The sequence below is a fragment of the Actinosynnema sp. CA-299493 genome (assembly GCF_050946825.1).
Lineage (GTDB): Bacteria > Actinomycetota > Actinomycetes > Mycobacteriales > Pseudonocardiaceae > Actinosynnema.
This window is the reverse complement of sequence record NZ_CP191993.1, coordinates 8,994,610-9,008,581: the sequence shown is the minus strand read 5'-3', so window position 1 is coordinate 9,008,581 and position 13,972 is coordinate 8,994,610. Positions and strand designations below refer to the sequence as shown.

Genomic DNA, 13,972 nt, shown 5'->3' with positions numbered 1-13,972 from the left:
GGCGTTCCACCCACCGACTTCCCACGCCCCACAATTCTTCCTTGGGCAACCGCAGTCGAAACAGTGGGCCGCCAGGGACTCGAACCCTGAACCCGAAGATTAAAAGTCTCCTGCTCTGCCAATTGAGCTAGCAGCCCGTGCCCGACAGCTTACCGAGACCAGGCGTCCGGGTGAGCAGGGTGGTCGGCCGTGTGATGTGGGTGGTGTCACGTTACGGCACGCATCGGACCTGGCGGTGCAGGTCAGGGGTTGTGGCTCGGTGGGGGTGGGGTGGGCGGACTACGGTGGGGTGGGTGCGGGTGGCTACTTGGAACGTGAACTCGGTCAAGCAGCGGGTGCCGCGGTTGTTGCCGTGGCTCGACCAGAGGCAGCCCGATGTCGTCTGCCTGCAGGAGACGAAAGTCGCGGACGACGCGTTCGCGGCGCTCCTCGGTGAGGAGTTGTCCGGTCGCGGGTACGAGGTGGCGGCGCACGGTGAAGGTCGGTGGAACGGGGTCGCGATCCTGTCCCGGGTCGGGCTGGACGACGTGGTGAACGGGCTCGTCGACGGGCCCGGGTTTCCCCACCCCGAGGCGCGGGCGGTGGCGGCGACGTGCGGTGGGGTGCGGGTGCACTCCGTCTACGTGCCCAACGGGCGGGCGCCGGATTCCGACCACTACCACTACAAGCTGGCGTGGCTGGCGGCACTGCGGGACGTCGTCGCGGCCGGCCCGGAGGACGCGGTGGTCTGCGGTGACGTCAACATCGCGCCGGCCGACGCGGACGTGTTCGACCCGGCGGCCTTCGTCGGCCACACGCACGTGACCGCGCCCGAACGGGAGGCGCTGGCGGCGTTGCAGGCGGTCGGGCTGCATGACGTGGTCCGCGACCGGTGGCCGGCCGAGCGGGTCTTCACCTACTGGGACTACCGCGCCGGCATGTTCCACCAGGACCTCGGGATGCGCATCGACCTGGTGCTGGCGTCCGCCCCGGTGGCCGCCCGGGTCGAGGCGGCGTGGGTGGACCGGCACGCGCGCAAGGGCACCGGGCCCAGCGACCACGCCCCCGTGATCGTCGACTTGGACGAAGCGCCCGACGGCGACATCGGTCCGGTCGTGCCGCCGCCGTCCGCGCCGCGCGCCCGCAAGACGGTGAAGCTCCCGCAGTCCTGACCCTGCGGTCCTGACCGCAGTCCTGACCCGCGAGTTCCGGCCCGTGAGTTCTAGCCGGCCAGTTCGTCGGGCTCCAAGTCCGCGCTCCACGACGGGCGCGGCGCCAGTGCCAGGGCCACGCGCAGCCCCAGGTCCCGCACACCGGTGAACCGGCGCACCCGGGCCAGCCGGTTGAGCCGGAGCGACCGCGCGGCCAGCCGTTGCGTCACCCGGCGGCGCTTCGAGTCGTAGGACCGCAACCCCGCCTCGACGTCACCCACCGGGCACTGCGCCAGGCACTGCGCCAGCACCACGCCGTCGATGATCGCCTGGCACGCGCCCTGCCCGAGGTCGGGTGTCATGGCGTGCGCGGCGTCGCCGAGCAGGGCCACCCGCCCCGAGGCGTAACCCGGCAACGGCGACACGTGCAGCAGTTCGTGCCGCAGCACGTCGCGCGCCGAGGCCAGCACGCGCGGGATCGGGTCGTGCCAGTCGGCGAACAGCGAGAGGTCCGGGCCCATCGCGTACCAGTTGGTGCGCCCGTCGGCCTGCGGCGTGAGACCGAACTTGCCACCGCGCCCCCACGTCTCACCGCCCGCCTCGACCGGCACGTCCACGGTGCCGCGCCACCCGATCGCCCCCGACCGGAGGACCGGCGCGTCGAACAGCTCGCCGCGCACCGCGCTGTGGACGCCGTCCGCGCCCACGACCACGTCGTACCCGGCGCAGTCCGCCAAGCCCACCGCCGCGCCGAACCGGACCACCCCCTCCGGCAACGCCCCCGCGAGCACGCCCAGCAGCGCGGGCCGCGTGAGCAGGTGCACCGAGCTCGCCGCGATGGTCCCGATCACCGTCCCGTCCGGCTTGCGCACCACCCCGTCCGCCTGCCGCCGTCCGACCCGCCGGGCCGCGTCGCCCAACCCCAGCCGGTCCAGGGCCGCCATCGCGTCGGGCCAGATCCCGAGCCCCGTCCCGACCCGCGGCAACGCCGCCGAGCGCTCGAAGACGTCGACCTCCCACCCGTGCCTCCGCAGCCCGACGGCCGCGGCCAGGCCGCCGACCCCTCCACCGATCACCGCTGCTCGCCGACGTTCCACGCGGCGCACCGTACTACAGCTGTAGTGATCAATACTACGGGTGTAGTGTCCAGGGTGATGACCAGGCAGCAGCAGGTGCTCGACGCCGCGATCCGGGTCCTCGGCACGGGCGGCATGCGCCAGCTCACCCACCGCGCCGTCGACACCGAGGCCGGCCTCCCGCAGGGCTCCACGTCCAACCACTTCCGCACCCGCGACGCGTTGATCGGCGCCGTCCTCGGCCGCCTCCTCGAACGCGAGACCGAGCTGTGGGCCGCCCTGGCCGGCGACGTCGCCACCCCCGAAGCCTTCGCCGCCGCCGTCGGCGCGCTGGTCGGGCGCCTGGCCGAGGACCGCGTCCTCACGCTCGCCCGCCACGCGCTGTTCGTCGAGGTCGCCCAGCGCCCCGGGCTGCGCGGCGACGTCGACCGGGCGCACCGCGAGATCGGGAGCTGGGCGCTGCCCCTGGTCGCGGGTTTCGGCTCGGCCGACCCGCCCGCCGACCTGGCGCTGCTCCTGGCCGTGATCGACGGCCTGCTGGCCAACCAGCTGGCGAACCCGAACCCGCGCTTCGACCCCGCCGCGGCGGTGCGCACGGTGCTTCGGGGGATGCTCGCGGGGTGACCGCTCCGCCATCATGTGCGCCGACCCACGACCCGAGGAGCGGCGACGGTGACCGATCACGTGACGCAGGCCTACCTGGACGACGAGAGCCTGCACGGGGTGATGGGACGGCTCGACCTGCCGCCACACCTGCGCGCCGCCTACGCGCACCGGCTGGTCGACCGGCCGTTCTTCCTGGAGGAGTACACCGCGCACAGCATCGCGGCGGACGTGCTGGACTTCTTCGAGCTGCTCTTCTCCTTACCCCGCAAGATGTTCGGCGGCAGCTTCACGCGGTTCGCCGAGGCCATCGGCATCCCGCCGGAGGAAGCCGCGATCATGGGCTCCGACCGCCCGCCGATGCACGGCCGCGCGGACATCTACCGGGTCGGTGACGAGTTCCGGCTGCTGGAGATCAACGCGGGCACCCAGCTCGGCGGCCCGGACCTCGGCGAACTGGCCCGCGTGATCCACGAGGAGCCCGGTTTCCAGCCGTTCGTGCGCGAGCACGGGCTGGCCTGCTTCAACCCGATCGAGAAGCTGCTCGACGCCGTCGGCCGCGACCGCACCATCGCGTTCCTCGAAGAGGGCGGGATGCTGACGAGGTTCGCCAAGGGCTTCGCGAGCTTCCAGGAGGCCTGCGCCCGGCTGGGCGTCGACGTGCTGCTCGGCGAGCTGCACGAGGTGACCGAGCGCAACGGTTTCCTGCACCTGCGCGGCACGAAGCTGGACGTGGCGGTGCGGTACTTCTCCGCCACCCAGGCCGTGGGCTACGCCGGGCTCCTGGCCAAGGGCCACAAGACGGAGCTGTACACGCCGCTGTCGAGCTACTACTACGGCAGCAAGTCGACCATCGCCCTGCTGTCCGAGCACCGGGAGGTGCTGACCGACGACGAGAAGGCGTTGGTGGACCGGCTGGTGCCGTGGACCCGCTACCTGCGGGACGTGCCGCGCGACCGGCTGCGCGCGGACCGGGAGGAGCTGATCGTGAAGGCGTCGGGCGGGTTCGCGGGCGCGGGCGTGCACCCCGGCTGGCTCATGACCGACAAGGAGTGGGTGGAGATGCTGGACGACGTGGCCGGGCAGCCGTTCGTCGTGCAGGAACGCGTGCGGCCGACGCCCGACGTCGTGCCCGGCGACGACCGCCCGTGGTTGACGACGTGGGGTTGGTTCGTGACCGACCAGGGGTTCGCGGGCATGAGCATCCGGTCCATGCCGTTCGCCGACGGCGCCGTGGTCAGCTACGCGGGCAACCCGCTGACGAAGGTGTCCGGGCTGCTCGTGCACTGACCGGCGTGGTCCGACCGCGTTGCGTCATTCCCCCCGGATCCCCGCGGAGAACGGGTTAGGGTCCCGCGAAAGGGGGGTACATGGGGGAGTTCTTCGCGGCGTCGCTGGGCTTCCCGGTCGCGGTGCTCAGCGTCCTGCTGGTGATCGTGGTGGCCTACTGGCTGCTGGTCGCCTTCGGCGCGGCGGACGCGGACTGGGTCGAGCTGGACATCGGCGGCGTGCCCGCGACCCTCGGGCTCTCCCTGCTGGTCGCGTTCTCCTGGTTCGCGTGCCTGGCGGGCGTCGTCGTGCTCGACCCGACCTCGACGCTCGCGGGCACGGGGGTGCTCGGCGGGTCGCTCGCGGTCGGCCTGGTGCTGACCCGGCTGGTGATGACGCCGCTGAAGCGGCTGTTCCCGGCCGACCCGCCCGCGTCGCGCCTGGACTTCGTCGGCCGCACCTGCGTCATCCGCACGGGCCGCGTCACGCGGACGTTCGGCCAGGCCGAGGTCACCGCCGCGGACGGCTCGTCGGCCGTCGTGCAGGTGCGGCAGCCGGGGGCCGACGCGCTGACCTCGGGCGCCACCGCGCTCATCTTCGACTACGACGTGGACGGCGAGTTCTTCTGGGTCGCGTCCCTCGACCTCGGACACGACCCGACTCTCACACGGGGGGACCACTGATGGACGTCATCACCACCGGGTTCGGCATTCTCGTCGCCGTCGTCCTGGTCGTCGTCATCGGCCTGCTGATCCTGGTCAGCCGGCTGTTCCGCAAGATCGACCAGGGCAAGGCGCTGATCATCTCCAAGGTGCGCAAGGTGGACGTCACGTTCACCGGCGCCGTGGTGCTGCCGGTGCTGCACCGCGCGGAGGTCATGGACATCTCGGTGAAGACCATCGAGATCCGCCGCGCCGGGCAGGAAGGCCTGATCTGCCAGGACAACATCCGGGCCGACATCCGGATCACGTTCTTCGTGCGGGTCAACAAGACCGTCGAGGACGTCATCAAGGTCGCCCAGGCGATCGGCACCGCCCGCGCGAGCGACGAGCAGACGTTGCAGGAGCTGTTCAACGCCAAGTTCTCCGAGGCGTTGAAGACGGTCGGCAAGCAGCTCGACTTCATCGACCTCTACACCAAGCGCGACGAGTTCCGCGACCGGATCATCCAGGTCATCGGCACCGACCTCAACGGCTACAGCCTGGAGGACGCGGCGATCGACTACCTGGAGCAGACGCCGATGGCGCAGCTCAACCCGTCGAACATCCTCGACGCGCAGGGCATCCGCAAGATCACCGAGCTGACCGCGATCGAGCACGTGCGGACCAACGAGTTCACCCGGCACGAGGAGAAGGAGATCACCCGCCAGAACGTCGAGGCGCGCGAGGCGATCCTGGAGCTGGAGCGCCGCCAGGCGGACGCGGAGATCAAGCAGAAGCGCGAGGTCGAGACGATGCGGGCGCGCGAGGAGGCGGAGATCGCCAAGGTGCAGGCCGAGGAGCGCCTCAAGTCGAACACCGCGCACATCCGCACGGACGAGCAGCTCGGCATCCAGACCGAGAACAAGGCGCGCGAGATCGCGGTGGCGGAGAAGAACCGCGAGCGCGTGATCGCGATCGAGACCGAGCGCATCGAGAAGGACCGGCTGCTGGAGGTCATCGGCCGGGAGCGGGAGACCGAGCTGTCCCGCATCGCCGCGGACAAGGAGCTGGAGGCCGAGAAGCGGTCCATCGCCGAGGTGGTGCGCGAGCGCATCGCGGTGGAGAAGACCGTGGCCGAGCAGGAGGAGATCATCAAGCGGCTGCGCGTGGTCGAGGAGGCCGAGCGGGACCGCCAGACCGTGGTGATCAGGGCCGAGGCGCAGGCGCAGGAGGGCCTGGTCAAGGACATCAAGGCGGCCGAGGCCGCCGAGCAGGCCGCCAAGTTCAAGGCCCGCGAGGAGCTGCTGCTCGCCGAGGCGCGGCAGCAGGCCGCCGAGCTGGACACCCGCGCGATGATCCGGCTGGCCGAGGGCAAGCAGGCCGAGGCGGCGGCGACCGGGCTGGCCGCCGTGCAGGTGCGCGAGCGCGACGCGGAGGCGACCGAGAAGGTCGGCCGCGCCGAGGCCGTGGTGGACCGGGAGAAGGCGCTGGTCGAGGCCCTCGCGATCCGCGAGAAGCTGAAGGGCGAGGCCGAGGGCCTGGCGGACAAGGCGGGCGCGATGGCCGCGCTGGACGACGCCACCCGCGAGCACGAGGAGTACCGCCTGCGGCTGGAGGCCGACAAGGAGGTCCGGCTGGCCGGGCTGGACGTGCAGCGGCAGGTGGCCGAGTCGCAGGCGCTGGTGCTGGCAGCCGGCCTGGAGAAGGCCGACATCGACATCGTCGGCGGGGACAGCATGTTCTTCGACCGGATCGTCGGCGCCATCACGATGGGCAAGCAGGTCGACGGCTTCGTCGGGCACTCCGAGGTCGCGCGGACCCTCGCCGGGCCGTGGCTGACCGGGTCGGCGAGCTTCACCGACGACATCGGCAGGCTGCTCGGCTCCATCAGCACGGGTGACGTGCAGAACCTGACGGTGTCCGCGCTGCTGCTCAAGCTGATCAACTCCGGTGGGCCGGACGAGGGCAGGCTGCGCGAACTGCTGGCCGCCGCGCAGCGCCTCGGCGTGGCCGAGCGGCCGGTCGCCTCGCTGTCGTGAGCACGCCCGTGGAGGTGGCGCCGGCGACGTTGGAGGCCGGCACCTACGAGGTGCTGCGGGCCCGGCTGGCCGAGCAGGCGGCCGGGCTCGCCCGCCGGGCGGAAGCGCTCAACGCGCGCCGGCTGGACGCGTTCGGCGGCGCCGAGCTGACGTTGCTGGGCACCGAGCGCATCCGCACCGAGCACAACTGCGTGCCGCGCGACGTCGTCCAGGTGGCCGGCCTGATGCTGTTCGGCTACAACGTCTTCATCGGCCTCAAGCCGGAGACGACGGTCGACGACGTGTTCTCGCTGCACCGCTTCACGCGTGACGGCGACGCGTTCCGGTTCGAGGACGCCGCCTCCGGTGATCCCGCCGACGGCGAGCTGCCCGGCCTGCTGCGCGACCCGAAGTTCGAACGGGACTTCGCCGAGCTGTACCGGTACTACCGCGACACCAGGCTGATCCAGCTGCGCCGGGTCGAGGGCCGGTTGCTGGCGGTGTTCCAGACCGGCGCGCGCATCGGCGACATCCGGGTGCTGCGCTGGCAGGTCGGCGTGGACGGCGCGGTCGAGTACCTGGACAACCGGGGCGAGCGCGACCACGTGTTCCCGCCGTCGCACGACTTCGAGTGGGTCGTCACCGGCCGCGAGCACCACGTGCCGGGACGGCACCCGCACATCTCGATCGAGGACGAGGTGTTCGTCGAGACCATCGGCGGCGACCTCACCATCAAGGTCGAGAACAACACCGAGACCGGCGAGGGCGTCTACACCGAGCCGGTGGACGAGCCGTTGCAGTCGCTGGCCGACGGCGACGTGCACTACGCGCGGGTCGGCTCGCTGATCCTGCTGCGCATCCGCCCGTACAACGAGACCGCGTGGCGGCACCTGGTGTTCAACACGCGCACCAGGGCCGTGGTGCGGCTCGACGGCATCGGCCAGGCGTGCCAGCGGCTGCCCGAGGACCAGGGCCTGATCTTCCCCGGCGGCTACTACCTGGCCACGGGCGTCAGCAAGACGTTCGACACGCCGGTGGACGAGCTGGAGTTCGAGCGGGTCATCCGCTCCACCAACGGCGAGGACGTGCTGTACGTCTTCCACGCCCGCCGCGACGGCCGGTCGCTGCTGCTGCCGTACAACGTGATCCGCAAGGAAGTGGCGAACCCGCTGTCGTGCCACGGGTACTCGCTGTTCGACGACGGCACGCTGGTCGTGTTCCGCGCGATGAGCGACGAGCCTACCCGCGTGCACCCGATGCAGGTGTGGCAGACGCCGTACCTGTCCGACGCCTACGCCGCCGCGCAACCCGTCGGCACGGGACCGCTGGAGCGGGTCGGCAACGCCGACCTGGTGCGCGGCATCTCCGACTGCCTGTCGGTGAGCCGGATGGTCGGCGAGATGGCGCCGTCCGTGCCGGTGTTCGAGGACCTGATCTCCTCGTGCACCAGGGTGTTCGACGCCTACCACTGGCTGGGTGACGCGGAGCTGGAGGACCTGCGCACGCCGTTGACGCAGGTCCGGGCGACGGCCGAGCAGGTGCTGGACGAGTTCGAGGCCGTGCAGGCGCTGACCGACCAGGCGGCGACGGCGGTGGCCGAGGCGGACGGCCGGATCGCGTCGATGATCCGCCGGGTGCGCGGCGAGGTGCCGACGACCGCCGACGCGTGGGTGCGGCAGCTGGCCGACCTGCGGCGGGAGCAGGGGCACCTGGTGACGTTGAAGGACCTGAGGTACGTCGACGTGGCCCGCATCGACGCCCTGGCGTCGTCGCTGGAGGACGAGCTGGGCGGCACGGCGCGGCGCGCGGTCGAGCACCTGCGCCGCGACGACGCGTTCACCGACTACCACGAGCAGGTCGAGGCGCTGGTCGGTCAGGCGGACGCGATCGGCACGGTCGCCGAGGCCGGTCCGGTGGTCGAGGAGCTGGCCGAGCGGCAGCGCGGCCTCGATGTGCTGACCGAGGTCGTCGGCTCGCTGGACATCGCCGACGCCACCGTGCGCACGTCGATCCTGGAGCGCATCGGCGAGGTGCTCGGCGGGCTGAACCGGGCCCGGGCCACCGTGGACGGTCGCCGGCGCGCCCTGCTGGCCACCGAGGGCCGGGCCGAGTTCGCCGCCGAGTTCGCGCTGCTGGGCCAGGCGGTCACCGGCGCCCTGGCGGTCGCCGACACGCCGCAGCGGTGCGACGAGCAGTTGGGCCGGCTGCTGCTGCACCTGGAGAACCTGGAGTCGCGGTTCGGCGAGTTCGACGACTTCCTGACCCGGCTCGGCGACAAGCGGACCGACGTCTACGAGGCGTTCTCGTCGCGCAAGCAGGCGTTGCTGGACGACCGGGCCCGGCGCGCCGACCGGCTCGCGTCCTCCGCCGACCGCATCCTCGTCAGCGTGACCAGGCGGGTGGCGTCGCTGGCGTCGTTGGACGAGGTCAACACCTACTTCGCGGCCGACCCGATGGTGGCGAAGATCCGTTCGGTGGCCGAGGAGCTGCGCTCGCTCGGCGACCAGGTGCGGGCCGAGGAGCTGGCCGGGCGGGTGCTGGCCGCGCGGCAGGAGGCGGGGCGCTCGCTGCGCGACCGGCTGGACCTGTTCGACGGCGGGACGATCCGGCTCGGCAGGCACCGGTTCGCGGTGAACACCGAGCCCGTGGACCTGACCCTGGTGCCGAAGGACGGCGAGCTGTCGTTCGCCCTCACCGGCACCGACTTCCGCTCGCCCGTGCGCGACCCCGCGTTCGCGGACACCAGGCCGTTCTGGGACCAGCCGCTGGTCTCGGAGACGGCCGAGGTGTACCGGGCCGAGCACCTGGCCACGTCGATCCTGGCCACGCACCCGGTGGCCGGGCTGCACGCCGCCGTCACCGAGGACCGGTTGCCCGACCTGGTGCGGCAGGTGGCCGAGTCGCGGCTGGACGAGGGCTACGAGCGGGGCGTGCACGACCACGACGCGGCACGGATCCTCGACGTCGTGCTGCGGCTGCACGCGGGCGCGGGCGTGCTGCGGTACCCGCCGTCCGCGCGTGCGGCGGCGCAGCTGTTCTGGGCCTCGGCGGACGAGGACGCGCGGGCCCTGTTCGAGCGTCGGGCGTCGTCGCTGGGGCGGGCGCGGGCGGCGTTCGGGCACACGGCGGCGATCGACGAGCTGTGCGCCGAGCTGGCCGCGGCGGCGGGTGACCCGTTGGCGGGCGAGTACCTGTTCGAGGAGCTGTGCAGCGCGCCGTTCGGGTTCGCCACCAGTGCCGGGGCGCGCGCTCTGGTGGAGGCGTTCCACCGGGCGCTGGGCGGGCGCAAGGAGTTCGACGAAGACCTGCGCGCGGTCGCGGACCTCGACGTGCGGCGGCGGTTGGTGGAGGGCTGGTACGAGGCGTTCCTCGGTGGGCGACCCGATCCGGACCTGCCGGAGGCGGTGGCGCTGGAGCTGGGCCGCGACCTGCCCCGGCACGAGTCGTCGGCGCAGCTGACGGCCACCGCGGACGGCCTGCTCGGCACGCACCCGCGCATCGCCGACCGGTCGTTGACGATCCGGCTGGACGAGCTGCTGACCCGCACCCGCCGGTTCCGCGACGAGCGCGTGCCCGCCTACCGGGCCTACCAGCGGCGGCGCAACGAGGTCGTGGCCGCCGAACGCGCCCGCCTGCGACTGGACGAGTTCCAGCCGAAGGTGATGAGCGCGTTCGTGCGCAACCGGCTGCTGGACGAGGTGTACCTGCCCCTGATCGGCGACAACCTGGCCAAGCAGCTCGGCGCGGCGGGCGACGGCAAGCGCACCGACCAGATGGGCCTGCTGCTGCTCATCTCGCCGCCCGGCTACGGCAAGACCACGGTGATGGAGTACGTGGCCAACCGGCTCGGGCTGGTGTTCGTCAAGGTCAACGGCCCGTCGCTGGGCCACGACGTGACCTCGGTCGACCCGGCGGACGCGCCGAACGCCACCGCGCGGCAGGAGGTCGAGAAGATCTCGTTCGCGCTGGAGGCGGGCAACAACGTGCTGCTGTACCTGGACGACATCCAGCACACGTCGCCGGAGCTGCTGCAGAAGTTCATCTCGCTGTGCGACGCGCAGCGGCGGATGGAAGGCGTCTGGGACGGCGGCACGCGCACCTACGACCTGCGCGGCAAGCGGTTCGCGGTGTGCATGGCCGGCAACCCGTACACCGAGTCGGGGCAGCGGTTCCGGATCCCCGACATGCTCGCCAACCGCGCCGACGTGTGGAACCTGGGCGACGTGCTGTCCGGGCGCGAGGACCTGTTCGCGTTGAGCTACATCGAGAACGCGCTCACGTCGAACCCGGTGCTCGCGCCGCTGTCCACCCGTGACCGGGGCGACGTGGAGCTGCTCGTGCGGATGGCGCGCGGCGAGGACGTGCGGGCCGACCGGCTCGCGCACCCGTACTCGTCGGTCGAGCTGGCGCAGGTGCTGTCCGTGCTGCGCAAGCTGCTGCGCGTGCAGGAGGTCGTGCTGGCGAACAACCAGGCCTACATCGCCTCGGCCGCCCAGTCCGACGCCTCGCGCGTCGAGCCGCCGTTCCAGCTCCAGGGCTCCTACCGGAACATGAACAAGCTGGCGGAGAAGGTCGTGCCGGTGATGAACGACGCCGAGCTGGCCGCCCTGATCGACGACCACTACGCGGGCGAGGCGCAGACGCTGACCTCGGGCGCCGAGGCGAACCTGCTGAAGCTGGCCGAACTGCGCGGCGCCCTGACCCCCGCCCAGGCCGCCCGCTGGGCCGACGTGAAGGCGGCCTACGTCCGCGCCCAGGCCCTGGGCGGCTCCACCGACGACCCGACCACCCGCACCGTCGGCGCCCTCTCGCTCCTGACCGACCGCGTGGGCACCGCCCTCGACCGCCTCGCCGACCGCTGACCCCCCGACCCCGCGAGTCCTACGTTCAGAACGACCGTGTCCTACGTCCAGGACCCCCGAGTTGAACGCTCAGGTCGCCGCCGGACGGTCAGTCGGCACGTTCGCAGGCGATGCCGTCCCGGTCCCGGTCCAGCCGGTGGCGGTCCCAGCCGACCACCTCGATGCGCCTGACGCCCTGCTCGTACAGCCACTCGCACGGTTGCGACACACCGCGCGGGAACCGCCACGGCACGCACGCGCCGTCGGTCACGTACGAGAAGTCGCAGTTGTCACCCCACGACGGCCGCGTGGACGTGGCGCTCGGCGCCGGCGTGCCGACCTGCGGGGGCAGCTGCTCGGACGTCGTCGTCACGGCGACGGCGGGGACGGTCGTGACGATCGTGGCGGACGTGATCGGCGGCACGGGCCGCTGCGCGGGCGGCGGCACCAGCACGGGGACCGTCGTCGGCCGCGCGATCTCCAGCGTGGTCGTGTAAGTGGCGCTGAGCACGCCGGGCTCGACCGGGCCCGAGTGCACCTGGCGCGCCTCGACGGGCCGCGGTTCGTTCACCGTCAGCGCCAGCGCCACGAGAGCACCGGTCGCCAGTAACAGCGCCACGCCGGCGAAGGCGACACTCCTGCCACTGCTCATCCCAGCACCCGATCCAGGCTCCACGGTGTCACGTGGAATCGTTCACGCCGCTGAACTCGTTACGCCCCAGCCTGTTCCGGCAGGTCGCGAGGGGTGACGGGAACCGTCCGACATGACACGGTCGAGTGGTGGACGTCGGGGCCGCCGCCCTGCTGGTGCCCGCGCCGATCCGCTGGGCCGTGCCCCAAGGCCACGTGAACAAGGCGTTACGGCGACTCGGCCCGCGCGTGGCGCCGAGACGTGCGCTCCTCCCGTCCTGACCGGTAGTCGCCGGCCTCACAGCGCGGATTGCGCCGAACGGCCCAATGGCATGGACCACTGCGACCTTTATCGCATCAAGAGGACCGCTCGGTTTGCCTAGCATGGCCACCGTCCGGCGCGTCGATCCGCGCCTGGTCATCCCGAGAACCTGAGTCGAGCACCCCGAGAGGTTCGCACCTCATGCTGTCCCGACGACTGCTGCCCGCGACCGCCCTGGTCGCGGCACTCTCCCTGCTCGCGGCGTGCGGCGGCGCGAGCGACGACACCCTGGCCGGCAAGGCCGACGACGGCGAGCTGACCATCGGCATCCGGTTCGACCAGCCGGGCCTGGGCCAGCGCAGGCTCGACGGCAAGTACGTCGGCTTCGACGTGGACGTGGCCAAGTACGTGGCCGCCCAGCTCGGCGTCGACGAAGCCGGCATCACGTGGCGCGAAGCGCGTTCCGCCGACCGCGAGAAGCTGATCCAGTCCGGCGAGGTGGACTTCGTCGTCGCCACCTACTCGATCACCGACAAGCGCAAGGAGCAGGTGTCCTTCGCCGGCCCGTACTTCGAGACCGGCCAGGGCGTGCTCGTCCGCTACACCGACGACGAGATCAGCGGCCCCGAGACGCTCAACGGCAAGAAGCTGTGCTCGGTCACCGGCTCGACGTCCGCGCAGAAGGTGAAGGACCAGTTCGCCCAGGACGTGCAGCTGGTCGAGTATGGCCAGTACTCCGACTGCGTCATCGCCCTGCTCGCGGCCAACGTCGACGCGGTCACCACCGACGAGGTGATCCTCGCCGGGTACGTGGCGGAGAACCCCGAGCTGCTCAAGCTGGTCGGCACGCCGTTCACCACCGAGCGGTACGGCATCGGCCTGGCCAAGGCGGACGCCAGGGGCCGGGCGGACGTCAGCGCGGCCATCGAGAAGATGGTCGGCTCCGGCGAGTGGCGCTCGGCGCTGGAGCGCAACATCGGTCAGGCCGACGTGCGACTGCCGGAACCACCCAAGGTGACCGAGAAGTAGCTGTCCGGTGGACCAATGACTTCGGGGGTGTAGTGCTGGGCGTCACCAACCGATACGCTCAGCCACGCAGGCCGTGGTTTCTGTGTTCGTGTCTCACGCTCGCGGAACGACACGCGGGCGTGCCGTCCCCACCCTGAGCGGTGGGGGAAACGCCCCGGGACGGCCGGGGCTGCACGGTGCAGCCCCAAGCTTTCCTGCGATGGAGGCAGGTACATGGCACTGGGCACTGTCAAGTGGTTCAACTCCGAAAAGGGCTTCGGCTTCATCGCCCAGGAGAACGGCGGGCCTGACGTCTTCGTGCACTACTCGGAGATCCAGGGTCAGGGCTTCCGCACCTTGGAGGAGAACCAGCGGGTCGAGTTCGAGATCGGCCAGGGCACCAAGGGTCCGCAGGCCCAGAACGTGCGCAAGGTCTGATCGCGGCGAATCGTTCCAACTCACTTCTTGAGCACCACGGAACAGGCCCCCGACCG

General features: G+C 71.6%; 11 protein-coding genes and 1 tRNA gene. 9 read left to right on the top strand and 3 right to left on the bottom strand.

Annotated elements, in window-relative coordinates; translation table 11 throughout:
• Window positions 1-64: 64 nt before the first annotated feature.
• Window positions 65-137, bottom strand: a tRNA-Lys gene (locus ACQPYE_RS38955).
• A gap of 156 nt (window positions 138-293) precedes the next feature.
• Here ACQPYE_RS38955 and ACQPYE_RS38950 point away from each other — a divergent pair.
• On the top strand, window positions 294-1,151 hold the full coding sequence (locus tag ACQPYE_RS38950) for an exodeoxyribonuclease III (protein WP_498718098.1): 858 nt from the start codon (window positions 294-296) through the stop codon (window positions 1,149-1,151).
• A gap of 50 nt (window positions 1,152-1,201) precedes the next feature.
• Here the strand turns inward: ACQPYE_RS38950 and ACQPYE_RS38945 are convergent, their stop codons facing one another.
• Window positions 1,202-2,227 (bottom strand): FAD-dependent monooxygenase, encoded by a 1,026-nt coding sequence (locus ACQPYE_RS38945; protein ID WP_498718097.1) that lies wholly within the window; start codon window positions 2,225-2,227, stop codon window positions 1,202-1,204.
• 57 nt (window positions 2,228-2,284) lie between these two features.
• On the opposite strand from ACQPYE_RS38945, the gene ACQPYE_RS38940 reads away from it, so the two are divergent.
• The 5 genes from ACQPYE_RS38940 (at window position 2,285) to ACQPYE_RS38920 (ending at window position 11,599) form a co-directional block, all read left to right on the top strand.
• Window positions 2,285-2,830 (top strand): TetR/AcrR family transcriptional regulator, encoded by a 546-nt coding sequence (locus ACQPYE_RS38940; RefSeq protein ID WP_498718096.1) that lies wholly within the window; start codon window positions 2,285-2,287, stop codon window positions 2,828-2,830.
• Between the two features lie 48 nt (window positions 2,831-2,878).
• The gene (locus ACQPYE_RS38935) at window positions 2,879-4,099 is read left to right on the top strand and encodes a hypothetical protein (RefSeq protein WP_498718095.1); all 1,221 of its coding nucleotides are present in this window, start codon (window positions 2,879-2,881) and stop codon (window positions 4,097-4,099) included.
• Window positions 4,100-4,179: 80 nt separating this feature from the next.
• Window positions 4,180-4,761: a hypothetical protein gene (locus ACQPYE_RS38930; RefSeq protein WP_498718094.1), complete on the top strand. Its 582-nt coding sequence runs from the start codon at window positions 4,180-4,182 to the stop codon at window positions 4,759-4,761.
• Window positions 4,761-6,758, top strand: coding sequence for a flotillin family protein (locus ACQPYE_RS38925; protein WP_498718093.1), 1,998 nt, complete (start codon window positions 4,761-4,763; stop codon window positions 6,756-6,758). Before ACQPYE_RS38930 ends, ACQPYE_RS38925 begins: the two co-directional genes overlap by 1 nt.
• Window positions 6,755-11,599 (top strand): DNA repair ATPase, encoded by a 4,845-nt coding sequence (locus ACQPYE_RS38920; protein ID WP_498718092.1) that lies wholly within the window; start codon window positions 6,755-6,757, stop codon window positions 11,597-11,599. The genes ACQPYE_RS38925 and ACQPYE_RS38920 overlap by 4 nt, the downstream gene beginning before the upstream one ends.
• 88 nt (window positions 11,600-11,687) lie before the next feature.
• Here ACQPYE_RS38920 and ACQPYE_RS38915 read toward each other — a convergent pair whose 3' ends face one another.
• The gene (locus ACQPYE_RS38915; protein ID WP_498718091.1) at window positions 11,688-12,230 is read right to left on the bottom strand and encodes an excalibur calcium-binding domain-containing protein; all 543 of its coding nucleotides are present in this window, start codon (window positions 12,228-12,230) and stop codon (window positions 11,688-11,690) included.
• Between the two features lie 128 nt (window positions 12,231-12,358).
• On the opposite strand from ACQPYE_RS38915, the gene ACQPYE_RS38910 reads away from it, so the two are divergent.
• From ACQPYE_RS38910 to ACQPYE_RS38900, 3 genes are all read left to right on the top strand, one after another.
• Window positions 12,359-12,490, top strand: coding sequence for a hypothetical protein (locus ACQPYE_RS38910; RefSeq protein ID WP_498718089.1), 132 nt, complete (start codon window positions 12,359-12,361; stop codon window positions 12,488-12,490).
• A gap of 181 nt (window positions 12,491-12,671) precedes the next feature.
• Complete coding sequence (locus ACQPYE_RS38905; RefSeq protein WP_498718088.1) at window positions 12,672-13,499, top strand: glutamate ABC transporter substrate-binding protein; 828 nt, start codon at window positions 12,672-12,674, stop codon at window positions 13,497-13,499.
• A gap of 213 nt (window positions 13,500-13,712) precedes the next feature.
• Window positions 13,713-13,916, top strand: coding sequence for a cold-shock protein (locus tag ACQPYE_RS38900; RefSeq protein ID WP_015105489.1), 204 nt, complete (start codon window positions 13,713-13,715; stop codon window positions 13,914-13,916).
• The last annotated feature ends 56 nt before the right edge of the window (window positions 13,917-13,972 follow it).

Coding starts and splice junctions, on each gene's coding strand:
- ACQPYE_RS38940 (WP_498718096.1), top strand. CDS start 2,285: ATGACCAGGCAGCAGCAGGTGCTCGACGCCGCGATCCGGGTCCTCGGC.
- ACQPYE_RS38930 (WP_498718094.1), top strand. CDS start 4,180: ATGGGGGAGTTCTTCGCGGCGTCGCTGGGCTTCCCGGTCGCGGTGCTC.
- ACQPYE_RS38925 (WP_498718093.1), top strand. CDS start 4,761: ATGGACGTCATCACCACCGGGTTCGGCATTCTCGTCGCCGTCGTCCTG.
- ACQPYE_RS38915 (WP_498718091.1), bottom strand. CDS start 12,230: ATGAGCAGTGGCAGGAGTGTCGCCTTCGCCGGCGTGGCGCTGTTACTG.
- ACQPYE_RS38905 (WP_498718088.1), top strand. CDS start 12,672: ATGCTGTCCCGACGACTGCTGCCCGCGACCGCCCTGGTCGCGGCACTC.
- ACQPYE_RS38900 (WP_015105489.1), top strand. CDS start 13,713: ATGGCACTGGGCACTGTCAAGTGGTTCAACTCCGAAAAGGGCTTCGGC.